General features: G+C 71.7%; 13 protein-coding genes and 1 pseudogene. 8 read left to right on the forward strand and 6 right to left on the reverse strand.

Annotated features, from left to right (window positions below):
- Window positions 1-2: 2 nt before the first annotated feature.
- Together mgrA and ACIBTV_RS01090 are read right to left on the reverse strand one after the other, a co-directional pair.
- On the reverse strand, window positions 3-992 hold the full coding sequence (gene mgrA / locus ACIBTV_RS01085) for an L-glyceraldehyde 3-phosphate reductase (RefSeq protein ID WP_396702019.1): 990 nt from the start codon (window positions 990-992) through the stop codon (window positions 3-5).
- A gap of 120 nt (window positions 993-1,112) precedes the next feature.
- Window positions 1,113-1,967, reverse strand: a complete 855-nt coding sequence (locus tag ACIBTV_RS01090; RefSeq protein ID WP_396701099.1) for an aldo/keto reductase — start codon at window positions 1,965-1,967, stop codon at window positions 1,113-1,115.
- 150 nt (window positions 1,968-2,117) lie between these two features.
- Between ACIBTV_RS01090 and ACIBTV_RS01095 the strand changes: the two genes are divergently transcribed.
- The 3 genes from ACIBTV_RS01095 (at window position 2,118) to ACIBTV_RS01105 (ending at window position 4,575) form a co-directional block, all read left to right on the forward strand.
- Complete coding sequence (locus ACIBTV_RS01095; RefSeq protein ID WP_396701101.1) at window positions 2,118-3,017, forward strand: LysR family transcriptional regulator; 900 nt, start codon at window positions 2,118-2,120, stop codon at window positions 3,015-3,017.
- Between the two features lie 83 nt (window positions 3,018-3,100).
- Window positions 3,101-3,730 (forward strand): histidine phosphatase family protein, encoded by a 630-nt coding sequence (locus ACIBTV_RS01100; protein ID WP_396701103.1) that lies wholly within the window; start codon window positions 3,101-3,103, stop codon window positions 3,728-3,730.
- Between the two features lie 80 nt (window positions 3,731-3,810).
- Window positions 3,811-4,575 carry an enoyl-CoA hydratase/isomerase family protein gene (locus ACIBTV_RS01105; RefSeq protein WP_396701105.1) on the forward strand — a complete coding sequence of 255 codons (765 nt, stop codon included), beginning with the start codon at window positions 3,811-3,813 and terminating at the stop codon, window positions 4,573-4,575.
- A gap of 115 nt (window positions 4,576-4,690) precedes the next feature.
- On the opposite strand, the gene ACIBTV_RS01110 is transcribed toward ACIBTV_RS01105, so the two are convergent.
- The 3 genes from ACIBTV_RS01110 to ACIBTV_RS01120 form a co-directional block, all read right to left on the reverse strand.
- Window positions 4,691-5,134, reverse strand: a complete 444-nt coding sequence (locus tag ACIBTV_RS01110; protein WP_396701107.1) for an HNH endonuclease — start codon at window positions 5,132-5,134, stop codon at window positions 4,691-4,693.
- A gap of 327 nt (window positions 5,135-5,461) precedes the next feature.
- A complete protein-coding gene (locus tag ACIBTV_RS01115) occupies window positions 5,462-6,991 on the reverse strand; it encodes an FAD-dependent oxidoreductase (protein WP_396701109.1) in 1,530 nt (509 codons plus the stop codon).
- 75 nt (window positions 6,992-7,066) lie between these two features.
- A complete protein-coding gene (locus ACIBTV_RS01120) occupies window positions 7,067-7,555 on the reverse strand; it encodes an MSMEG_6728 family protein (RefSeq protein WP_396701111.1) in 489 nt (162 codons plus the stop codon).
- Window positions 7,556-7,650: 95 nt separating this feature from the next.
- Between ACIBTV_RS01120 and ACIBTV_RS01125 the strand changes: the two genes are divergently transcribed.
- The 4 genes from ACIBTV_RS01125 (at window position 7,651) to ACIBTV_RS01140 (ending at window position 22,799) form a co-directional block, all read left to right on the forward strand.
- Window positions 7,651-9,669, forward strand: coding sequence for an NAD-binding protein (locus ACIBTV_RS01125; protein ID WP_396701113.1), 2,019 nt, complete (start codon window positions 7,651-7,653; stop codon window positions 9,667-9,669).
- 51 nt (window positions 9,670-9,720) lie between these two features.
- Window positions 9,721-10,296 (forward strand): hypothetical protein, encoded by a 576-nt coding sequence (locus ACIBTV_RS01130; protein ID WP_396701115.1) that lies wholly within the window; start codon window positions 9,721-9,723, stop codon window positions 10,294-10,296.
- Window positions 10,297-10,406: 110 nt separating this feature from the next.
- Window positions 10,407-22,055 (forward strand): LamG-like jellyroll fold domain-containing protein, encoded by an 11,649-nt coding sequence (locus ACIBTV_RS01135; RefSeq protein ID WP_396701117.1) that lies wholly within the window; start codon window positions 10,407-10,409, stop codon window positions 22,053-22,055.
- A 54-nt stretch (window positions 22,056-22,109) separates the two neighbouring features.
- Window positions 22,110-22,799 carry a hypothetical protein gene (locus ACIBTV_RS01140; protein ID WP_396701119.1) on the forward strand — a complete coding sequence of 230 codons (690 nt, stop codon included), beginning with the start codon at window positions 22,110-22,112 and terminating at the stop codon, window positions 22,797-22,799.
- Between the two features lie 63 nt (window positions 22,800-22,862).
- Here the strand turns inward: ACIBTV_RS01140 and ACIBTV_RS01145 are convergent.
- Window positions 22,863-23,184: pseudogene (locus ACIBTV_RS01145) on the reverse strand (amino acid permease); the annotation flags it as partial.
- Between the two features lie 93 nt (window positions 23,185-23,277).
- On the opposite strand from ACIBTV_RS01145, the gene ACIBTV_RS01150 reads away from it, so the two are divergent.
- Complete coding sequence (locus ACIBTV_RS01150; protein WP_396702021.1) at window positions 23,278-23,823, forward strand: DUF416 family protein; 546 nt, start codon at window positions 23,278-23,280, stop codon at window positions 23,821-23,823.
- The last annotated feature ends 3 nt before the right edge of the window (window positions 23,824-23,826 follow it).

Genomic DNA, 23,826 nt, shown 5'->3' on the forward strand with positions numbered 1-23,826 from the left:
CGTCACGCCGTGCTGGACACCGCCCAGAGGTCGATGCCGGACTCGGTGGCGTACCGGTCGATCTCGGTGAGCTCCTCGTCGGTGAACGCGGTGTTCCCCAGGGCCGCGACGTTCGCCTCCAGTTGGGCGACGCTGCTGGCGCCGAGCACCGTCGAGGTCATCCGCGGGTCCCGCAGCACCCAGGCGATGGCCAGTTGGGCGAGGCTCTGGCCACGCCGCGCGGCGATCTCGTTCAACGCGCGGATCTTGGTCTGGTTCTCCTCGGTCAGCCACTCGGGCGTCAACGAGCTTCCGGCCGTGGCGCGCGACCCCTCCGGTACGCCGCCCAGGTAGCGGTCGGTCAGCATGCCCTGCGCGAGTGGGGAGAAGCCGATGCACCCGACACCCTCACGCTCCAGCACGTCCAGCAGGCCGCCCTCGATCCAGCGGTTCAACATCGAGTAGGACGGCTGGTGGATCAGCAGCGGCGTACCGAGGTCGCGGAGGATGGCGGCGGCCTGGGCCGTCCGCTCCGGCGAGTAGGACGAGATGCCGACGTACTGCGCCTTGCCGGCGCGGACGGCGGCGTCCAGGGCGCCCATGGTCTCTTCGAGCGGGGTGTCCGGGTCGAAGCGGTGCGAGTAGAAGATGTCGACGTAGTCCAGGCCCATCCGCCGCAGCGACTGGTCCAGCGACGCGGTCAGGTACTTGCGGGAGCCGCCGAAGCCGTACGGGCCGGGCCACATGTCCCAGCCGGCCTTCGTGGAGATGATCAGCTCGTCACGGTGGGACCGCAGGTCGGTGGCGAGGATCCGGCCGAAGTTCTCCTCGGCGGAGCCGTAGGGCGGGCCGTAGTTGTTGGCGAGGTCGAAGTGGGTGATGCCCAGGTCGAAGGCCCGCCGGATGATGGCGCGCTGGGTCTCGAACGGGCGGTCGCCGCCGAAGTTGTGCCACAGGCCGAGCGAGACGGCGGGCAGTTTCAGGCCGCTGCGGCCGGTCCGGCGGTACTCCATCGTGCGGTACCGGTCGGGATCGGCGACGTAGCTGGTGGTCACGGGACTCCTCGGGTGGACGTGGCCGGTGGCGGCGGGTACCCGCCGCCACCGGCGGACATGCGCGTCGGACCGGGCTGATCAGCCGAGGCTGGCCAGCTCCTCGTCGCTGAGGACGAGCTCGGCGGCCTGGGCCGAGTCGATGATCGTCTCCGGTCGGCTGGCGCCGGGGATCGGGATCACCACCGGGGACTTGGCCAGGTGCCAGGCGAGGCAGACCCGCTGCGGGCTGACGCCGTGCCGTTCGGCGACCGCGGCGAAGGCGGCGGCGTGGCCGCCCAACTGGTCGGCGCGGCCGATGCCGCCCAGCGGCGACCACGGCAGGAAGGCGATGCCCAGCTCGTCGCAGAGCTCCAGCTCCGGCTCGGACGAGCGGAAGGCCGGCGAGTACTGGTTCTGCACCGAGACCAGCCGGCCGCCGAGGATCTCCTGGGCCTGCCGGATCTGCTCCGGGTTGGCGTTGGAGATGCCGGCCATCCGGATCTTGCCGGCGTCGAGCAGGTCACGGACGGCGCCGACGGAGTCGGCGTACGGGACCCTCGGGTCGGGGCGGTGGTGCTGGTAGAGGCCGATGGCCTCCACGCCGAGGCGCTTCAGGGACGCCTCGCACGCCTGCCGGATGTACTCGGGCGAGCCGTTGATCGTCCAGCTGCCGTCGCCGGGCCGCAGGTGCCCGCCCTTGGTGGCGACCAGCACATCCGACGTGTCACCGGCGTAGGTGGCCAGCGCCCGGGCGATCAGCGACTCGTTGTGTCCGACCTCGTCGGCGTGCAGGTGGTAGGCGTCGGCCGTGTCGATCAGGCTGATGCCGGCGTCCAGCGCGGCGTGGATCGTACGGACGGAGCGCTCCTCGTCCGGTCGGCCCTCGATCGACATCGGCATGCCGCCCAGACCGATCGCGCTCACCGACACGTCGCCGATGCGGCGGCTCTGCATCACAGACCTCCTCGTCACGGGTCCCGCGCTCGTGCCGGACCCGGTGTGCCGGCCCTGCGCTCGCAGGGCCCGGTTGCCAAGCCTTGCTCGGCCCCGGCCGACCGTCCAACAGAAGAAAGCGCTCAGAATCAGCACCTAGACTGCTCAATCATGGAGTTGCGGCACCTGGAGTACTTCGTGGCGGTCGCCGAGGAGCGCCACTTCACCCGCGCGGCGGAGCGGATGCGGGTGGCCCAGTCCGGGCTGTCCGCGGCCATCCGGACGCTGGAGCGGGACCTGGACGCCGAACTCTTCGTCCGCAGCACCCGCCGGGTGGAGCTGACCGACGCGGGGCGGGCGCTGCTGGTCGAGGCCCACCGGACGCTGGCCAGCGCCATGGCGGCCCGTGACGCGGTGGCCGCCGTACGCGGACTGCTGCGGGGTAGCCTCGCGGTCGGCTCGGAGCAGTGCCTGGGTGTGATCGACCTGCCGCCGCTGCTGGCCTCGTTCCGCCGGGCCCACCCCGGCGTGGAGATCCGGTTGCGCTACGCCGGGTCCGGCCAGGTCACCGAGCTGATCCGCCAGGGCCGGCTCAACGTGGGCTTCGTCGCCCTGCCCGGTCCGCCGCCGGACGGCGTACGTCTGCTGCCGGTGGCCGCCCAGGACATGGTGCTGCTCTGCCACCCCGCCCACCGGCTGGCAGAGCGGGACACCGTCGACGTCGAGGCGCTGCGCGGGGAGGACTTCGTCGACTTCAGCACCGACTGGGGAGCCCGCCGGGTCAACGACCTCACGTTCGCCCGCGCCGACGCCGAGCGCCGGGTGTCGGTCGAGGTCAACGACGTGCACACGCTGCTCGACTTCGTCCACCAGGGGTTGGGCGTGGCGCTGGTGCCGGCCCCGGTGACCCGCAAGGCGCAGGCGAAGGGCCTGCACTCGGCCACGCTCGCCGCGCCGGACGGCCCGACCTGGCAGGTGTCGATCGCGGTGGCGGCCGGCGCGCCGCCCGGCCCGGCCACCGAGGAACTGCTCCGGATGGCCCTGCCGGGTGCCGCCGACCCCGCCGACTGAGGGGGCTGGGGAACGCCGCAGTCGCACCGATCGGGAGGCGTGACTATGATCGCGCCTCCCGATCCCGGTGCGAGGTGACGACGATGGCGACCCGGCTGCTCTGGCTGGCCCGGCACGGCGAGCAGGACCGGCCGGCGGAGACGCCGCCCGGTGTCGACCCGCCGGAGACGGGGCTCTCCGACCGGGGGCGCCAGCAGGCCGTACTGCTCGGTGAGCGGCTGCGTGACGTGCCCGTCGACGCGATCCACCACGGCCCGCTGCGCCGGGCCGCCGAGACCGCCGCGTTGGTCGCGGCGGCGTTGCCCGGCGTACCCGTGGCGAGCTCGGACATGGTCGGCGACCACCTTCCGGAGGACACCGACCCGGCCGGGCTGCCGCCGGCGTACGCCCGGTTCCTCGACGGCTTCGACGCGGCCGAACGCGTCGACGGGCCGCGGCTGACCGCGGCGGCCGTACGTCGGTTCGCCGCGCCGCCGGACGAGGGTGACCGGCACGACGTGATCGTCACCCACACGTTCCTCATCGCGTGGTTCATCCGGGATGCGCTGGGCGCGCCCGGCGCACGCTGGATCGGCCTGAACCATCACAACGCCGGTCTGACCGTCATCCGCTACCGGGCCGGCGCGCCGCCCACACTGATCGCGGTCAACGACGTGGCCCACCTTCCCCCGGCCCTGCGTGGCACCGGTCTACCCCCCGAGTACCGGCTCTGAGGCACCGGTCGCACACCCCTCGGCGGAGCCGGCGGGCCTGCGCCGTTAGGGTCGGCGGACCGGGCGGGAGAGGGGTCAGGATGGCGGACGCGGAACTCGTCGTCGAGGTGAGCGGGCCGGTGGCGACCGTGGTCATCCACAACCCGCCACGCCGCAACGCGATGACCCCGGCCATGTGGCGGCAGTTGCCGCCGCTGCTGGACGAGGTGGAGGCCGACCCGTCGGTCCGCGCGCTGGTGCTCACCGGCGCGGGCGACACCTTCTGCGCCGGCGCCGACCTCACCGACCTGGACGAGTTGCTGGCGGCGGGCGACGGAAGCATCGCGGTGGCCGCCGAGGAGCGGCTGGCCCGGTTCGCCAAGCCGACCATCGCTGCCGTCCGCGGAGCCTGCGTGGGTGGCGGCTGCCAACTCGCCGTCGCCTGCGACCTGCGGATCGCCGCCGACGACGCCCGGTTCGGCGTGCCACCGGCCCGGCTCGGCCTGGTCTATCCCGCGCCGACCACCCGTCGGCTGGCCCGGCTGGTCGGCCCGTCCGCCGCGAAACACCTGCTCTTCACGGCCGAGCTGATCGACGCCGAGCGCGCCCTGCGCATCGGCCTGGCCGACGAGGTGCTGCCCGGGGAAGGGCTCGCGGCTCGGGTCGCGGAGATCACCGCGTCGATCGCGCAGCGCTCGCCGCTCAGCGTCGCCGCCGCGAAGGAGATCATCGACGACCGCGCGGCGCCGTCACGGATCGCCTGGTGGCATCGGAAGGTCGCGGAGACGGGCGAGGCCCGGGAGGGGATCACGGCCGTGCGGGAACGCCGGGCACCCGGCTTCGCCTGGACGCCGCCGACCCCCTGACCGTCGACCGCCGAGCGGGTGAGCGCCGACCGCCTGACCGCCGAGCGGGTGACCGGCGGGCGCCGCGCCGGAGGCGTACCCCCGACGCGACCCCCTGTGCCCGCCGGCCGGCCGGTCACCGCCCGGCCAGCGCGGCCCAGCTCGGAACGACCGGCTCGCGGCGCAGCGGCATGCCCGCCTCGGCCGGCGTCCGGTCGCCCTTGCGCTGATTGCACGCGTAGCAGGCGGCGGTGGTGTTCCGCCACGTGTTCCGGCCGCCGCGCGAGCGGGGCAGGATGTGGTCGATGGTGCTGGCCGGCGCGTCGCAGTACGCGCAGCACCGGCCGTCGCGCCGTAACACGCCCGCGCGGGACCACGCCGGGCCGGCACTGAACCGCCAGCGGGTGACGACGTACCGGACGAGTCGGACCACCCGGGGCATCGGGAAGACCCCGATCACCTGGTCGGGCTCGGCCTCGTGGATCTCGGCGACCCGGCGGCAGAGCATCCGGATGGCGTGCTGGACGGTGACCCGGTGCAACGGGCCGAGGTCGGCGTTGACGACGAGGACGGCATCCACCGGAATCTCCCTCCACAGTGGTCGGACGGGGGTGCTCGGACGTGCCGGACCGGGCAGCGAAAGAGCCGCCCGGTCCGGCGTTGGGACGGGGCGGCTCGGCGCGGGTGGGCGCGCGTCAGTCGGGCCGGTCGTCCCCGGGACCTTCAGCTCGGCAATCGCCGTCGGGCAGCCACGACGGCACGAGAGTGACGTGCGACATCGACATGGACGGCTCCCGGAGCGGTGGTTGACCTTGCGGCATCACGGTAGGTCCGCCGGGGAGAGACGGGCAACGGAATTCGATCGAGGCGCGGTCGATGGCGGTCGCCCGGGCCCGCCCACGCCGGTTCAGCGTCGCTTCGCCAGGAGGCCGCGTGGCCGGATCGAGCGGACCGGCTCGGCCGCGCCGCCGCACGCGCGGAGGACGTGGTTGGCCGCGATGATGCCGGTCGCCGCCGCGCGTTCCATCAGCGCGCTGGGGAAGTCCGTGGCGATGCCGTCACCGGCCAGCCAGAGGCCGTCGGCGTCGGTGCGTACGCCGGGCCGCCAGGCGTGACCGCCGGGTGTGAAGGCGGGTGCCTGCGCCGCCACCCGGGCCCGCAGCTCACGGACCGTCAGGCCGGCCGACTCCGGCCACAGTGTCGCCAGCTCCGCGCGCATCCGCTCGGCCAGCTCCGTCGCGGGCACCCCCGGCTCGCAGGCGTACGCGTGCAGCTCGATCACGCTGCCGCCGGTGCGCTCCGCCCAGCTGCGGGGTTCGCGTTCCAGCCGGTGGTAGAGCGTCACCGAGTCCAGGGTGGGTTGCCGGGACACCCCGCTGAAGACGGCCCGGTCGGGGCGTACGTCCCCGTCGAACCAGTAGCGGGCCACCGCGTACGGCGGGCCGGGCCGGCCGAAGTCGGGCATCCGCGCCACCAGCCGGGGCGCGCGCTCCGCCAGGTCGGGCGAGGCGCCGACCAGGGCGGCGAGCGCCGGTGGGTCGAGCGCGAGCACGACGTGTCGGGCATCGTGCTCGCCCCCGTCGGCGGTGCGCACCCGCCAGCCGTCGCCGTGGCGGTGCAGCGCGGTGGCCGTCGCGCCCGTCGTCACCCGTCCGCCGTGCCGCTCGACGTGCCGGGCCAGCGGCCCCCAGATGGCCGTCCCGTGGTCCTCGTCGGGCGCGTCGAAGGCCAGCCCCTCACCGTTGCCGAGCAGGTAGAAGTGGAACTGGGCGACCATCTCGGCGGCCGACATCTCCGCCTCGTGGTTGAAGAACGAGTGCGAGAAGACCTCGAAGAGCATCGCCCGCGCCCGGTCCGGCAGGCGCAGCGAGTCGAGCAGCTCGTCGGCGGTGGTGTCGTCCAGAGCGGCGTACGTGCGCACCGGGTCGTAGCTGAGCAGCGGCAGCGCGGCGTCGCGGTCCATTCCCCGCAGGTCGCGCAGGCGCAGGCTGGGGCTGCGCAGCAGGAGCGTGAGCAGGTTCAGCGGCGGCGCGGCCGGCAGGTCGCCGAACTCCTCCGCGGGCCAGCGGGCGGACAGCACCGGATAGCCCGGCACCGGCCGCAGGAAACCGAGGTCGGGGTCGATCCGGCGCAGGATCGCCCGCCAGTTGTAGTACTGCCGGAAGAACGCGTGGAAGCCGTGCTCCACCTGCTGCTCGCCGTCGGCCAGTGACTCCGGCCAGGCCGCCAGCCGGCCGCCCAGTGTCGGCGCGGCCTCCAGCACGGTGACGTCCACGCCGCGTTCGGCGAGCACCACCGCTGCGGACATGCCGGCGATGCCGCCACCCACCACCACCGCCGGGACCGGGTGCGGGACACGGTCGGCACCACCGCCGCCGGGGTCCACCAGCCGCGGGCGTACGCCGAGAAGCCCGCCGACCACTCGCGACAGTCCCATCGCCACCTCCCGCCCCCGGGCGCGTCTCCAGTCTGCCCGCTGGCGGGCGTCGGCGCGTGGAGCCGCGCGTACGGGTCACGGGGGCGGCGTGAGGCAACGACGTTCCCGGTCGGAGGCCGGCCAGACGTACTCCAGGTCGTCCGGGACGTCGCCGAAGATCGGTCGGTAGTGCGCCGGGTCCTTGCGGACCAGCGACGACCGGTGACTGAGGTGCAGGTCCTCCCGGCCCAGCCAGGGTGGCAGCTCGCCGGCGGCGGCCAGCTCTTCCTGGGTGCGGACGGTCTCGACGCCGCACGCGGTGGCGAGGTCGAGGGCCATGGTGGTGGCGCAGGTGTCGGCCCGGCCCGGCTCGACCCACACCGCGCACATGTCCAGCCCGTAACGGGTCAGCGCCTCCTCGTACCCGGCCCACATCTTCACCGCGGGGTGGTTGCGCCACCCGTACGTCGGCCAGGTCAACCCGCGAAGCACCTGGATCGTCTCCACCCGCTGCTTGCCCAGCCGCTTCTGGTCCAGCGTCCGGGCGCTCGCCAGAAAGTCCGGGTACGGGAGGAACGTCTGCATGCCCGCTGCTCTACCCGCCCGCACCGTCGACATGCCTGGCGGGGCAGGAATCGGACGGGGTCGCCCAGCGTGGTCGTGCTGACTACGATCCGGGCATGGGGGAGCCGTGGCGGGATCGCGCGCGGCGGGCGGTCGAGTGGAACTGGCGGCTCCGGTCCGTCGGTGACCCCCGCCCGCACTACGTCGTCTGTGGGCGGGACGCGCTGGCCTACTACGTGGCCAAGGGGCTGTTGGAGACGGAGCTGCCGGCCGGTGGTGCCCGGGTCACGGTGGTCGTGCCGGAGCGGCACCGGGCAAACGGGCCGGACGCGGCCACGCTGCGCGGTGTGCGGGTGATCCGCTCCGACCGGCTCGACGAGGCGACGTTCCGCGCGGCCGGCCTGGTCGGGGCGGCGGGGCTGGCCCTGCTGCACCAGGACGACGTCGGCAACCTGCACGCGGCGCTCTGCGCCCAGGCGGTCGACCAGCAGGTCCGACAGGTGCTCCGGATGTTCAACGGCACCCTGGCCGACGGCGTGCGTACGCTGCTCAAGGCCCGGGTCGAGGTGCTCTCCGACGCCGAGATGGCCGCGCCGGCGTTCGTCGCGGCGGCGCTCGGTGAGGTCGACCCGAGCCACTTCCAGCACCGGGACCGCACGCTACGGGTCGCCCGTCGGGCCGACGTGCGCGAGCAGGACGTGGTCTGCGGTCTGGCCGACCTGACCGATCCGCACCGGGTGGTGCTGCTGCCGGCCGACCAGGCGACGGCTGACCTGGTGCTCGCCGAGGCGACCGGGCAGCCCCCGGGGACCGAGGTCGCGGCGCGTCGGCTGGTGCGGGCGCGGCGGCGGCGCCGGCCGGTCACGGTGGTGATGCGAGCGGTCCGGGGCTTCGCCACCCGCAAGATCGGCATCGCGGTGATGCTGGTGCTGGGCCTGATCGCCGTGCTGGGGGCGTTGATCTCCCGGGCGGAGGGGGTCTCGCCGGCCGAGGCGCTCTACCTCACCCTGGTCACCACGCTCAGCGGTGCCGACCCCGACACGACCAAGCCCCCGGACGCCCAGGTCATGCAGGTGGTGCTCAACCTCGCCGGGCTGGCCCTGATCCCGCTGATCACCGCCGTCGTCGTCGACGGCATCGTCAACGCCCGGCTGGCCCTGCACACCGGCCGGATGCAGCCGGCCCGCTCCGGGCACGTGGTGGTGGTCGGTCTCGGCAACGTGGGCACGCGGGTCATGGCCCAGCTACGCGAGTACGACGTCGAGGTCGTCGCGATCGACAAGGACCCGGAGCCCCGCGGTGGCGCTCTGGCCCGGCAGTTGGAGGTGCCGCTGATCACCGGCGACGCCGCGCTGCCGGAGACGCTGGAGTCCGCCTCGGTCGCCGACTGCCAGGCCCTGGTGGTGGTCTCCACGGACGACGTGGCCAACCTGGAGTCGGCCCTGGCCGCCCGCGACCTCCGCCGGGACCTGCGGGTGGTGCTCCGGCTCTTCGACGGCGACTTCGCCGGGCGGGTCGAGGAGGCGTTCGGCCTCGGCGTGTCCCGCTCGGTCTCCTACCTGGCCGCGCCCGCCTTCATCGGTGCGCTGACCGAGCGCGCGGTCATCGCGACGATCCCGGTCGGCCGGCACGCGCTTCCGGTCGCCGAGGTGCCGGTGGCCGTGGGGTCCGAGTTGGACGGCCGCCCGCTGAGCGCGGTGTTCCGGGCCGGCCAGGTGCGGGTCATCGCGCGTACGCCGGCCGGCGGGGCCCGGACGATCTGGTGGCGTGACCTGGACCCTCGGCAGGTCATCTTCGCGGGCGACCGGCTGACGGTGGTGGCCCGCCGGGCCGGGCTGGACTGGTTGACCCGGCAGTGCGCCCCGCCCGCACCACCCACGCCGGGCGGCGTGCCGGCGGCCCGGGCCGGCGCCCTCCCCCGGGACACGCTGCCGGTGGCCGCCGCGCCGCCGCAGACCACACCCCAAGGGCCGGGCGCGTCGGTCGGCGCCGGACCGGCATCGACCGGCGCCCCGCCCAACGGGGCGCCGATCCCGGGCCCGGTCACGCCGTCGCCGAATACTGCCGACAAGAGCCAGGTCGACGGGCCCGCCGACGACGACCCGACGGCGGAGCCCGCCCGGCACTCGGGCTGACCGGCCGCTTCGGGCCTGCCGAGGAGGCGTACGGCCGAGTAGGGTGCGGCCGTGCTTGGTGGTGGGGTGGGCCGGCGGGCCCGGGACGCGCGACGGACCCGGCGGGGCGACGCGGTGGTCCGCTGGCTGCGGACCCGACCGCTGTGGTGGCCGGTGGCGGCCGCGGCCCTCGTGGCGGCGGTCGTGGTGGGCTGGGCGCTGTGGCCCGAGGACGAGCCTGCGCCGCGTCAGCGGGAGTACCGGGCGGAGACGGCCTGCCTGCTCACCGGGGCGCAGGGCGTCACCGCGCCCGAGTCGCGCCCGGTGTGGGCCGGCATGCAGGAGGCGTCGCTCGCCACGCGCGTGAAGGTGCAGTTCCTCGAAGTGGACGGTCCGCAGACGGCGGAGAACGCCCAGACCTTCCTCGCCAGCCTCGTGCAGGGCCGCTGCGACGTGATCCTGCTGGTCGGTGAGGCGCCGGTGGGCGCGGTGGCCGCCACGGCGGCACGGTTCCCGGCCGCGCGGTTCGTCGCCTTCGGCGCCGCGTCCCCGGGCCCCAACGTGTCCGTGGTGGACGTCACCGACCCGGCGGTGGTGCAGCGGGAGGCCCGCGACCGGGTGACCGCGCTGGCCTCCGCAAAGGACTGACGGCTCCAAGGTTTCTCACAGGATTGGCCGTTCGGCCATCTTGTGCCAGAGATCGATGGACCCCCAAACTCCGCGATGACATTTTCATCTCACGGGGGAGGGGACCGGCCATGCGCCGATCCGTCACTGGCGCGCGCCGTTCGGCGTTCGTGGTCGCGGTGGTCTTCGCGCTGACCATCGCCGTGCCGCCGGAGGCCGTACGGCCCGGTGGCGAGTTCCCCCTCACCTGGCTCACCTGGCTCGCGCAGCGCCCGGCCTGGTCGGCGTCGGCGGCGTTCCTGGGCCTGCCCGTGCAGCAGAAGGGGCGGCCGGTCACGACCGACCCGCACGTGCCGGCGTCGGCGACGGACGCCGGTCGCGGGGCGGGGCGCGCGCCCGAGCCGGCGCCCGGCACCCTGGAGGCGTACCAGCCGCACCAGGTCCCGATCACGCCGGAGGTGACGGACGCCGCGGAGCTCGGCTTCGACGCCCGCACCAGCCGCCGGGACGCCAAGAAGTCGAGCGCCCGCTCGGACGTCTTCGCGAACGCCGACGGCTCGTTCACGAAGCGCACGTACAACCGCCCGGTCAACTACCGCGCCGCGGACGGCAGCTGGCAGAAGATCGACTCGAACCTCACCCGCCGATCGGATGGTCGACTGCACGTCACCGCGAACCGGCTCGGCGTCTCGGTGGCCGGCGGGGCGTCGGCCGGTCGTGCCGCGAACGCGTCCGCGTCGGGCGCCGCCGGCACGGACGCCGACCTCGCGCAGTTGACCCTGCCCGGCGGGGAGAGCGTCGGCTACCGACTCCAGGGCGGCACCGTCGGCACGCCCGAGGTGACCGGCCCGACCGCGCGCTACCGGGACGTCCTGCCGCACACCGACCTGGAGCTGACCACCTTCGACGCCGGTGTCAAGGAGACCCTGGTGCTGCGCTCGCCGGAGGCGGCGTCGAGCTGGATCTTCCCGCTGCGGCTCAGCGGCCTGACTCCTCGGCTCACCGCGAGCGGATCGGTCGAGCTGCTGAACGCCGACGGCAAGGCGGTGGCCTGGTTCCCGCACGGCTCGATGCAGGACTCGTTGGTCGACCCGCGCTCCGGTGCGCCGGCCGAGTCCGACGCCGTCACGTTCGAGATCATCACCGTGGACGGCGCGCCCGCGCTGAAGGTCGTCGCCGACCCGGCCTGGCTCCGTGACCCGGCCCGGCAGTATCCGGTGCGGGTCGACCCGACCGCCACCACCGGCACCACCGGCGACGTGTACGTGGACAGCGACACCGAGACGACCAACCACAACGGCGACAACCTGCCCGTCGGCACGTACGACGGCGGTGGGGTGAAGGCGCGGTCGTTCATCCACTTCGACGAGTTCGCCAGCGACGGCCTCGCCGGTAAGCGGTTCAGCGCGGCGAAGCTGTTCCTCTACCACACCTGGTCGTACGACTGCACCTCGCACAAGGCGTTCAACGTGCACCGGGTGACGCAGGCGTGGACGGTCGACAACCTCTCCACCGCCAACTACCCGGGCCCGTCGATCTCCTCGTCGATCGGCTCCCTGACCATCGGTGACAACTACCCGGCCTGCACCAACACCGGGGCGAACCGCAGCACCGGCCGGTGGGTCAGCGTCGGGCTGAACGTCGACACGTTCAACGACTGGTCGACCGGCGGCATGAACGAGGGCCTCGCGCTGACCGCCTCGGAGACCGACTCGACGGCCTGGAAGCGGTTCACCGCCGCCAACTACTCCGCCGGCTCCTACAAGCCGTACCTGGAGCTGACCTACACCAACAACGTCGCGCCGCAGGTCAACGTCCGCTACCCGGCCAACAACGCGGTGGTGCCGACGCTGACACCGGAGCTGCACTCCCGGGCGGTCGACCCGGACAACTGGCCGAACAAGGGCTTCACCTACAACTACGTGGTCGGTGACGCCGCGACGGGCGCGATCGTCGCCAACTCGGGTTGGGTGTCCACGGCGAGCTGGACCGTCCCGGCCGGCAAGCTGACCTGGAACAAGAGCTACCTCTACACCGTCCAGGTCAACGACAAGGCCGGCCCCAGCGCGGTCTACCCGGCGTACGCGTTCACCACCTCGGTGCCGCAGCCGCTGTTGACCGGGAACCTCGCGCAGAACGCGGGCAAGGGGTACGACGCCGGCATCGGCAACTACACGACCTCGGCCACCGACGCCAGCGTCGCCACGGTCGGCCCGTCGCTGTCGATCACGCGCAGCTACAACAGCCTCGACACCCGCCGCGCGAACGCGTTCGGCGTCGGCTGGTCCAGCATGCTCGACACCAAGGCCACCCAGGTGCGGGACACCGCGGGCCAGGTGCAGTCGGTGCTGATCACGTACCCGACCGGCCAGGACGTGGCGCTGGGTCGCAACGCCGACGGCAGCTTCACGTCGGCCTCCGGCCGCTTCTCCATCCTGCGCGAGAACAAGGACGTGAGCGGCGCGGTCACCGGCTACACGCTGACCGACAAGGACGCCTCGGTCTACGTCTTCGGCCAGCCGGCCGGCACCGGCGTCTTCAAGATCACCAGCATCACGGACGCCAACGCGCGCGCGATGACCTTCTCGTACGACGCCACGGCGAACGCGACGAAGGTGACCTCGGCCTCGGGTCGGTCCCTCTACGTCACCTGGTCCACGCCGGCCGGCTCGGCGCACCCCCACCCGGCGACCGTCTACACCGACCCGGTGACGCCCGGCGACTGGAGCACCTCGACCACCTGGCAGTACGGCTACGGCGCCAACGACCAGTTGGCGAAGGTCTGCCCGCCGACCAACTGGGCGGCCTGCACCACCTACCAGTACGACACCACCTCCCAGTACGCCAACGCGACGCTGAACGCCGGGCCGTACTCGTACTGGCGGTTCGCGGAGGGGGCCGGCGCCACCACGGCGGCCAGCGCCGTGCTCGGCAACGCGGGTGTCGACAACGCGCGCTACACCAACGTCGCCCTCGGTCAGCCGGCGCTGCTGCCCGGCTCCACCGCGACCTCCGCCGGCTTCAACGGCACCAGCTCGCACGTCCAGCTGCCCGGCAATCTGATCAGCGACGGCCAGTACCAGTCGGTCAGCCTCTGGTTCAAGACCACCACGCCGAACGGGGTGCTGTTCAGCTACCAGGCCGACCCGATCAGCAAGGGCACGACACCGGGCAACTACACGCCGTCGCTCTACATCGGCAGCGACGGCAAGCTGCGGGGCGGGTTCTGGAAGGGCGCGCCGACGCCCATGATCACCGATGTGGCGGTCACCGACGGTGTCTGGCACCACGTGGTGCTGGCCGGTGCCGGCGACACCCAGAAGCTCTACCTGGACGGGGTCGAGAAGGGCAGCCTGGACGGGACCATCGCGCAGATCGCCGGTGGTTCGGCGAACGTGCTGGTCGGTGCGGGCTTCGTCGGCGGTGGCTGGCCGAACCACGTGAACACGGGTGCCAACCCGGCGAAGGCCACCTACTTCACCGGCTCCATCGCCGAGGTGGCCTTCTTCAACCAGGCGCTCACCGGCACCACCGTGGCGGCGTTGACCAGCGCGGGCCGCGGTGCCCACCCGGTGCTGACCAAGGTCGTCCGTCCCTCCGGGGGCGTCACCGCCCAGGTCGGCTACGACAAGGCCACCGGCCGGGTGTCCACCGTCACCGACGAGAACGGTGGCGTCTGGACCATGGGCACGCCGACCGTCTCGGGCAGCAGCGACGTCTACGCCGCCTCGGTCCTCGGCGCGAAGCCCGCCGACTACTGGCGGCTCGGTGACGTCGCCGCCACCGACGCGGCCAACGAGGTGCAGGGCGGCACCGCCACCTACAGCTCCGCGACCCTGGGGGTCGCCGGTCCCTTCAGTGACAGCCGGGCCGCGTCCTTCAACGGGACGAGCTCCTACCTCCAACTCCCGCCGGAGGACATGCCGACCACCGGGCCGAACACGGTCGAGTTGTGGTTCAAGATGCCGTCCGGCAACACCGCCGGCGGTGTCCTCTACGGCTACCAGGCCAGCCCCGTCTCGGACCCGAGCGTGGCCGGAATGTGGACCCCCGCGCTGTACGTCGGCACCGACGGCAAGCTGCGCGGCGGCTTCTGGACCGGCAGCGCCACCCGGGTCATCACCAGCGCCGGCCTCGTCAACGACAACAAGTGGCACCACGTCGTGCTGTCGGCGGCGACCAACACCCAGTCGCTCTACCTGGACGGCAACCCGGTCGGCAAGCTGGACAACCTCCTGGTCGCGACGGACGCGGTGAACGCGTACGTCGGCGCGGGCAAGTGGGCCGGTGCCTGGCCGATGCACGGCACCCGCGACGTCGGCTACTTCCCCGGCTCGATCGCCGAGGTCGCCTTCTACCGGTCGCAGCTCTCCGCCGACCAGGTCACCGCGCACTACAAGGCGTCGACGCAGACCGCGCCGGTCGCCGTCACCATGGTCAACGGCGTGGCCACCGCCATCCCGATGCCGGTCTCCACCGTCTCGGTCACCGGGCCGACGGGTGAGAAGGTCTCCTACAGCTACGACCTGGTCAACGGCAACCGGATGGTCGCCCAGACCGACGGGCTGGGCAACACCACCAAGTTCGGCTACGACGTCGGCGGCTACGGCAACCTCACGTACGACCCGCGCGGCGTGTGGACGCAGGAGCTCCAGGACGCCCGCGGCAACACGAAGCAGGTCATCACCTGCCAGGACCAGTCGGCCAACAAGTGCTCGTCGGTGTACTACACCTACTACGCCAACTCGGCGGAGCCGCTGAACTGGGCGAGCGCGGCGCTGCCGATGATGTTCGAGGACTTCAACGGCGACGGCGCCCCCGACATCGTCTACCGCGAGGCCGACAACACGATCCAGATGGTGTCGGGCAACGGCACCGGCGGCTGGCTCACCAGCCTGCCGACCCAGATCGGCACCAGCCTGGCCTCGGCCAACCTGGCGGTGGCCGCCAAGGACTTCACCGGCGACGGCAACCCGGACCTGATCTGGCGCAGCGCCTCCGACAGCAACCTGTACGTCCTGGCCGGCAACGGCCGGGGTGGTTGGGTCAGCGGCACGTCGACGAAGATCGGCCCGAGCGTCGGCGCCGCCGACCTGATGACCTTCTCGAAGGACTTCAGCGGTGACGGCAAGCCGGACGTCATCTTCCGCAGCTCGGTGGACAAGAATCTCTACCTGCTGAAGGGCAACGGCACGGGTGGCTGGCTGAGCACCACCGCGACCCTGATCGGGCCGAACGTCAGCGCCGCGAACCTGCTCGTCTCACCCGGCGACTTCGACGGCGACGGCAAGAACGACGTCGTCTACCGCAGCGGTGCCGACAACAACCTGTACCTGTTGAAGGGCAACGGCACGGGCGGCTGGCTGAGCACCGTCGCCACCCGGATCGGCACGGGGTGGGGCAGCGCCAAGGCCCTGCTCTCCGCCGGCGACTTCGACGGCGACAAGAAGGCCGACCTCGTCTACCTCAAGTCGACCGACAACGACATGTACCTCGTGTCGGGCAACGGGACCGGCGGGTGGATGACGGGCACCTCCGTCAAGATCGGAGGTACGCCGGATCCGCGCAACGACGTCATCCTGACGATGCGGGACGGGCGGTCCTCCTCCGCGACCGACAACCGCTACCTGACCAGCTACGGCTACGACGGCAAGGGCAACCAGACCAGCATCACGGATCCGCTGGGCCGGGTCACCCGCACCGTCTACACCGACGGCACCACCGTGGCGGCGAAGGACGGCGGGTTCGCCCCCGCCGGCCTGCCGGCGAGCGTCACCACCGCGGGCGGCCAGACCCAGACGATCACCTACTACGCCAGCGGCGACGTCGCCGAGGTGGTCGAGCCGGGCGGCAAGGTCAACCGCTTCACGTACGACGGGCTCGGCCGGGTGCTCACCGAGACCGAGGTCACCGGCAGCTTCCCGCAGGGCCTGACCACGAGCCACGAGTACGACAAGCTGGGCCGTGAGGTCACGGAGACCGAGCCCGGGGTGACCAACCGCGTCACCGGCGCGGTGCACACCGCCCGCACCACGACGGTCTACGACGACGACGGCAACATCACCGAGGTCACGGTCAGCGACCTGACCGGCGGCGACGCGCCCCGCACGGAACGGCACGCGTACAACGCGTACGGGCAGGAGACGTCGAGCACCAACGCCGCCGGTCAGACGACCACCCTGGAGTACGACAGGTACGGGCGGGTGGCCAAGGAGACCGACGCCGACGGCGGGGTCACCACCAGCACGTACGACGTCGAGGGCAACCTGCTCACGACGACGGTGAAGGACTGGACCGGCGACCCGAACAACCCGTCGGCGCCCCGCGACCTGGTGACCACGAGCCGGGCGTACGACCCGGCGGGTCGGCTGGCCAGCGAGACCGACGCGATGGGTTGGACCACCAGCTACACCTACACGGACAACGGCCTGGAGGCGAAGGTCACCCGGACCGACGGCACCCGGACGTTCGTGGTGGAGGAGAACGTCTACGACGCGGCCGGCAACGTGGTCAGCGAGGTGACCAACAACGGCCACTCGGTCACCACCAGTGAGTACGACGCGGCCGGCCGGACGACCGCCTCGGTGGTCGACCCGAACGGCCTGAAGCGGCGGACGGCGCTCACCTACAACGTGGACGACAATGTCGTCTCGACCGTCTCCTCCGCGGCCGACGGCACGGTCACCAGCATCTCCGAGGCGCTCTACGACAGGGCCGGCCGGGCGGTCGCCGAGATCGACTACCCGTCGGCGGCGCTGACCCCGGTGGCGCGCTGGAAGCTCGACGAGACCAGCGGTACCAAGGCCGCCGACTCCACGGGCAACAGCCCGGCCACCGCGGCCGGCAACGTCACCTGGTCCACCGACCGGGGCGGCTCGGCCGTGTTCGACGGCAGCACCACCAAGTTGCAGACCGCGGGTCCCGTGGTGGACACCACGCGGAGCCTGACGTTCGCCGCCTGGGTCAAACTCGCCGGCACCGGGGTCAAGGGTCGCATCCTCGGCCAGGACGGCGATCGGCAGAACGCGTTCGAGCTGCGCTACCACGAGACGAACCACTGGAAGTTCGTCCTCAAATCCGCGGACATGAACGACCCGCCCAACGACCAGGTCGCCACGGCCACGTCCGTGCCCGTGGTCGACACCTGGACCCACCTGGCCGGCGTCTTCGACGCCGCCGCCGGCACCATGACCATCTACGTCAACGGTGTCGCCGGGGGGACGGCGACGGGGGTCAAGCCATGGCTGGCCGACGGGCCGTTCACGATCGGTTGCGGCAAGTACAACGCTGTCTGCGACAACTACTTCAACGGCAAGATCAGCGACGTCCAGGTCTACCAGAAGGCGCTCTCGGCCACGGAGATCTCGCAGCTCAAGGCCGGGACCGCGCCGGCGGCGGACGCGCAGGTCATCCGTACCTCGCAGGTGCTGGACTCCGACGGCCTGCCGACCTCGGTCACCGACCCCAACGGCAACACCACCTTCTACGGGTACGACGAGGAGGGCCGGGCGGCGAAGACCACCGCCCCGGCGGCGACGGTCGAGCAGCCCGGTCAGCTGCCCGCGCAGGCCAACGCGGTCACCTGGGTCGGCTACAACACCTTCGACGAGCCGACCGACACCCGCGACGCCAACGGCAACTGGTCCGTGGTGGAGTACGACGCGGTGGGCCGGGTGGTGTCGGAGAAGGCGCCGGCGTACACCCCGCCGGGCGCGGCGGAGCCGATCGTGCCGGAGACCCGCCAGACCTACGACGCGACCGGGCAACTGTCGGCCGTCACGGACCCGCTCGGGAAGGTCACCCGCTACGAGTACGACCAGCTCGGCCGGGTGTCGAAGGAGATCGCACCGAACGACGGGGCGACCACCTACACCTACGACGAAGCGGGCAACGTGCTGTCGTCGACGGACCCGACCGGCGCCGTCACCACCGCCACGTACGACTTCCTGGGCCGCACGCTGACCTCGACGGAGGTGGTGCGGCAGGAGGGGAGGAACCACACCACCCGCTACACGTACAACGAGCAGGGTTGGCCGTCGCTGGTCACCTCGGCGGCCGGCGTCACCAGTTCGACGACGTACAACTCGGTCGGTGACCCGGTCACGGTGACCGACGGCGCCAACAACGTGTCGCGGTTCGAGTACGACGGCGAGGGCCGGACCACGAAGACGATCCGCCCGGACGGGTCGTACTCCACGGTCACCTACGACCTGGCGGACCGGCCCACCCGCACGGCGGAGTACGGCCCGACCGGGACGCTGCTCTCCGAGCAGTCGGCCCGCTACGACCGGGCGGGCAACCTGGTGGCGAGCACCGACGCCCGGGGCACCACGGTGACCTACGAGTACGACGCGACCGGCGTGGTCACGAAGGAGACCCAGCCGATCTCCGCGTCGGACTCCATCGTCACCACGTTCGGCTACGACCTGGAGGGCAACCGCACCCGGTTCACCGACGGCCGGGGCAACGCCTTCCACACCACGTACAACTCGTGGGGGTTGCCGGAGTCGATGATCGAGCCGGCGACGGCGGCGCACCCCGACCCGGCGGACCGCACGTTCACGCTGGAGTACGACCGCGCGGGCCGGCCGGTGAAGCAGACCATGCCGGGCGGGGTGACCGTCACCAACGCGTACGACGACCTGGGCCAGCTGGTCCGCCAGTCGGGCGCGGGCGCGGAGGCGGCCACCGCGGACCGGTCCTTCGGCTACGACGTGGCCGGCCGGATGACGTCGTTCTCGGGCGCCAGTGGGACGAACACCATCGACTACGACGACCGGGGCCTGCCGAGGTCGGTGACCGGCTCGTCCGGGAACTCGACGTTCGGCTACGACCCGGACGGCCGGCTGGCCTCCCGGCAGGACGCGGCCGGCACCACCTCGTACACGTACGACGGCGCGGGTCGGCTCTCGACGCTGGCCAACCCGTCGGCCGGCGTGCAGATGGCCTACACCTACAACACGCTCTCCCAGGTCACCAAGATCACCTACGGGTCGAACGGCAACACCCGCAACTTCACCTTCGACCCGCTGCGGCGGCTCAAGGACGACGAGTTGAAGTCGGCCGCCGGGGCGTCGCTCGCGAAGATCACCTACGGCTGGGACGCGAACAACAACATCACGTCGAAGACGACGAGCGGCTTCGCCGGCTCGGCGAGCAACAGCTACACGTACGACCTCGCGGACCGGTTGACGTCGTGGAACAACGGCGCCACCACCACCGTGTACGCGTACGACAAGTCCGGCAACCGGGTGCAGAACGGCAACAAGCTGTTCACGTACGACCAGCGGAACCGGCTGCTCACCGCGGACGGGGCCAGCTACACGTACACGGCCCGGGGCACGCTGGCCGAGGCCGGCGGCAACATCACCCGCACCGACGCGTTCGGGCAGGTGTTGTCGCAGCAGTCGGCGGGCGGCACCCAGACCTACGAGTACGACGCGCTGGGGCGGGCGATCCGGCCCGGCCACGCGTACGCCGGTCTGGGCAACGACCTGGCCGCCGACGCGGGCGCGACCTACGTGCGGGGCACTGCCGGTGAGGTGGTCGGCACCACCGCCGGCGGCACCCAGCGGATGGTCTGGACGGACCTGCACTCCGACGTGGTCGGGCAGTTCGCGGCGACCGGGACGGCGCTGTCCGGGTCGGTGACCTACGACCCACTGGGCAAGGTGCTCAGCACGAGCGGGCTGCTCGGCCAGCTCGGTTACCAGTCGGAGTGGACCGACGCGGTGACGAGCCGGGTCAACATGCACGCCCGCTGGTACAACACGGACACCGGCCAGTTCGACACCCGGGACGCGGCGAACAACAGCCCGCTGCCGGACTCGATCAACGCCAACCGCTACCAGTACGGCGACGCGAACCCGCTGATCGTCACCGACCCGACCGGCAACTTCGGCTGGGGCAGCCTGAAGAAGTCCTTCTCCCGCGCGGTCAGCTCGGTCACCTCGACCGTCCGCTCGTACGCCTCGTCGGCCTACTCCTACGCCTCCTCGTACGCCTCGTCGTACGTGTCCAAGGCGTACTCGACCTACAGCTCGGTCAAGTCCACGGTGAAGAAGACCGTGAAGAAGGCCAAGGCGGCGGTCAAGAAGAAGGTCAACCAGGTCAAACGGAAGTACAACCAGGTCAAGCAGAAGGTCAAGAAGAAGTACAACCAGGTCAAACGCGCGGTCAAGAAGAAGATCGAGCAGGGCCGCAAGTACGTCGCCAAGAAGGTCGCGGCGGTCAAGAAACGCGCCAAGCAGGCAGCCGCCAAGATCAAGCAAGCCGGTAAGAAGGTCGCCGCCAAGGCGCAGCGGGTGGTCAAGAAGGCCGCCAGCGCCGTACGCGACGCGGCCAGCGCGACCACCAAGTGGGTCAAGGAGCACAAGGACGTCCTGCTGGAGGTCGCCGCGATCGGCGGCGCGATCCTCGCCGGCGTGGCCTGCACGGCGGTGACCGCCGGCGCCGGCGCCATCGCCTGCATGGCGGGTGCCGGGGCGTTGATCAACCTGGCGAAGGACGCCGCGCAGGGCGACATCCACAGCATCGGTGACGCCCTCGGCTCACTGGGCACCGGCGCGGTCTCCGGCCTGATCGGCGGCGCGGGTGGCGCGATCGCCGCCCGGGTCGGCGCGGCCGTGGCGAAGAAGGTCGGCACCGGTCTCGTCGGCCGGCTGGCGACCGAGGCGGCGGAGAACGGCGTCGAGGACGCGGTCAGCCAGCTCGCCAGCACCGGCACCTACAACCCGCGGGCCGCCGCGGAGAACATGGTGCCGGGCCTGAGCGCGCTCAACCGTCGCGGTGGCGGTGGCGGTGGCGCACGCTCCGGCGGGGCCAGCTCCAGCGGCTCCGGCGGCGGCTTCAACCCGCTCGGCCTCGCCGTCGGCGGCGGTGGCCCGGGCTGCTCGACGGGCGGGAGCCGGCACAGCTTCGACCCGAAGACCCAGGTCCTGATGGCCGACGGCAGCACCCGGCCGATCGAGGACGTCAACGTCGGCGACAAGGTGCTGGCGACCGACCCGGTCGCCGGTACGTCGGAGCCGAAGCGGGTCACCCAGCTGCACCGCAACAACGACAAGGACCTCACCGACGTGACCGTCCGCGACCAGGACGGCAAGGTCACCAAGGTCGAGACGACCTGGCACCACCCGTTCTGGAACGCCTCGGAGCGGAAGTGGAGCGACGCCAAGGACCTGAAGCCGGGCACGAAGCTGCTGGTCCGGGGCAAGGGCGCGGTCACCGTCGTCGCGGTGCTCAACAAGCTGGGCGCCGAGGAGATGCGGGACCTCACGGTCGCCGACATCCACACGTACTATGTACTCGCCGGCGCTGAGCCCGTCCTCGTCCACAACAACAACCGCTGCCGCAACAGCTTGGGGCAGTTCGCCGCTGATCCCTCCGCCGGGCCCTCAACCCACACGCGGGGCTCCGAGTATCCGCACGGCTACTCGCCGGAGACTCACGAGCAGATGGTCGTGAGCTGGACGGACGAGGGGCGCTCGGCCGGAGCGTGGCCGACGGATTCCAGCGGCTCCAGGATTCCGCGCCGGGACCTCACCTGGCGGGACGGCAACGGGGACGTAATTCCTGGCGATGAGTTGACGTACGACCACGATCCGATGGTCGCCCAACACTGGAACAGGGAGGGCTACAACCAGTCGCAGGCGGAGCGGGCAGCGTGGTACGACAATCCAGTGCATCTGACGCCCATGCGAAGAGGTCCGAACTCAAGCGCGGGGGCTCGAAGCGGGGTGCGGATGCGGCAAGATGTAGGCCCGAACTACAGGCGCTAGCGAGGAAAAATGGATCTTGAACGACACCTCTCAGGGCGGCCTGGAATCAGGAGGATGGAGGGGCTCCCCAGCGCCTGGCAGTGGTCGCCGGCCCCCGGTCTCGACTTCGCCTGTGTCCTCAGTGCGGACGGTGGTCATGTTTTCCAGGTCGCCAGCCGCGACTCCTATGACGCGGAGGTCTTCAGGACGGTGCTCCAGGCAGCCCTCGACCGCTCTGAGCTGATTGTGCGGAGCGATCGACCGCTCACGGTGATCCGGGATGTCGAGTTCGTGGGACGCGACTTCGACTGTGTGGTGGCGCGGCGGGCGTCGAATGAGAGGCGATTCGTCCGGCAGGGGAGCGAACTCGACGAATTGACGATTCCCGTCTTTCCCGCAGCCCACTTCGAATTCTCCGGTGACGAGACGCAGGAGGAGGCTGACGAACGGGTTGGGCGGCGCATAAGGTCGGCCGACCTGCGTCGGCGGTTGCTGCCCTTCGTTCGCCTGGGATTCAACAATCCTCGTACGGCGGCGGGCACCGAAGGCTCCGGCCGGATTCTGCTGAACGACGAGGTGTTGCGTTCGGAGTTGGCGAACCTGGAGGACTCTCCGGGCGGCTTCGTGGAATTTGAGAACTGGCAGGGCCGCCTCGTCCACGTCGAGTGGGTTGACCGCTACGTCGTCACCGAACAAGAGCAGTCCACGGTCATGGAACTTCCGGAACTGTTGGCCCACGTGGACGCCCTTCTCCTAGCCGATTAGGGCGGTGCCGAGGTCTGCGGTCAGGTGTCCCGTCGGCGGGTGGCGGAACAGCGCGGTGGCGGGTCAGCCGTGGTGGCGGAGGGCGTACCAGGCGGATCCGGCGGCCAGCACTCCGAAGCCCGCGAGCACGATGACCAGTGGCAGGTTGGCCGCGAGTAGGAGGCAGCCGATGAGCCCGAGTCCGGCGAGTGCCTGTACGGGTAGCCGCCGGGCCGGGCCGGGTCGGGTCGGGGTCGAGGGTCAGCGCGGCCGCGTTGGTGATCGCGTAGTAGACGAGGACGGTGCAGGCGGAGAAGCCGATCGCGTCGCGGACGTCGCCGAGCAGCACCACCACGGTCACCACGGCGGCGACGGCCAGCTCGGCGCGGTAGGGGACGGTGCGAACGGACGGGATGATGGTGAGTTGGCCTATGACCACAGAGGGCTTTGACGGTCCGCGGCTTCGGGACGTCCTTGCCGGACGACGCGGTGGCAACGAATCGCGTTCGCGGCCAGTTGTGTCGAGGTTCTGGTGCCGTCCTACGTCAGGTACAGCGAGCTGGAGCAGGTTGGTGACCCCGCCCTGGTGAGGGCCGTGACAGACGCGGTCTGGTCGGCGCTGGTGAGTGACCAGCCGGAGGAAGGTTTGTCCGCGTTGCCGTCAGCCGGCGCTGTCAGAGAGCTGTTGCCGTCGGAGGAGGGCTGGAACGAGTGGGCGCCCCAGGCGGAGGACGCGATCGCGTCCCTGGGCTACCTGCTTGAGTTGGTGAGGAACGACGACGTCACCGTTGCCGCGTACCCTGCTGAGCGGGCGTACGCTGCGGTGGACGAGCTGACTGCCCGGGAGCAGGATCTCGGCGTGCTCGACGCCGATGGTCGGGAAGCCCTGCTGGAGTCGCCGCCGATCCAGGTTGAGCTTCAGCGCCAGGCGGAGGCGCTCAGGGGTCCTGCGGGGCTCGGCCTCGGAACGTTCAGCCGTGAGGGACTTCGTGCTGCTGCTGAGCGAACTCCGGTCGGTGGTGTCACTGGCTTCGAGAGGTCTTGACCG

It is taken from the genome of Micromonospora sp. NPDC049366 (assembly GCF_044466625.1).
GTDB lineage: Bacteria > Actinomycetota > Actinomycetes > Mycobacteriales > Micromonosporaceae > Micromonospora.

What these genes read in the sequence shown, in the direction of transcription:
- mgrA (WP_396702019.1), bottom strand. Translation starts at nt 992, where the DNA reads ATGGAGTACCGCCGGACCGGCCGCAGCGGCCTGAAACTGCCCGCCGTC.
- ACIBTV_RS01090 (WP_396701099.1), bottom strand. Translation starts at nt 1,967, where the DNA reads ATGCAGAGCCGCCGCATCGGCGACGTGTCGGTGAGCGCGATCGGTCTG.
- ACIBTV_RS01095 (WP_396701101.1), top strand. Translation starts at nt 2,118, where the DNA reads ATGGAGTTGCGGCACCTGGAGTACTTCGTGGCGGTCGCCGAGGAGCGC.
- ACIBTV_RS01100 (WP_396701103.1), top strand. Translation starts at nt 3,101, where the DNA reads ATGGCGACCCGGCTGCTCTGGCTGGCCCGGCACGGCGAGCAGGACCGG.
- ACIBTV_RS01105 (WP_396701105.1), top strand. Translation starts at nt 3,811, where the DNA reads ATGGCGGACGCGGAACTCGTCGTCGAGGTGAGCGGGCCGGTGGCGACC.
- ACIBTV_RS01115 (WP_396701109.1), bottom strand. Translation starts at nt 6,991, where the DNA reads ATGGGACTGTCGCGAGTGGTCGGCGGGCTTCTCGGCGTACGCCCGCGG.
- ACIBTV_RS01120 (WP_396701111.1), bottom strand. Translation starts at nt 7,555, where the DNA reads ATGCAGACGTTCCTCCCGTACCCGGACTTTCTGGCGAGCGCCCGGACG.
- ACIBTV_RS01125 (WP_396701113.1), top strand. Translation starts at nt 7,651, where the DNA reads ATGGGGGAGCCGTGGCGGGATCGCGCGCGGCGGGCGGTCGAGTGGAAC.
- ACIBTV_RS01135 (WP_396701117.1), top strand. Translation starts at nt 10,407, where the DNA reads ATGCGCCGATCCGTCACTGGCGCGCGCCGTTCGGCGTTCGTGGTCGCG.
- ACIBTV_RS01140 (WP_396701119.1), top strand. Translation starts at nt 22,110, where the DNA reads ATGGAGGGGCTCCCCAGCGCCTGGCAGTGGTCGCCGGCCCCCGGTCTC.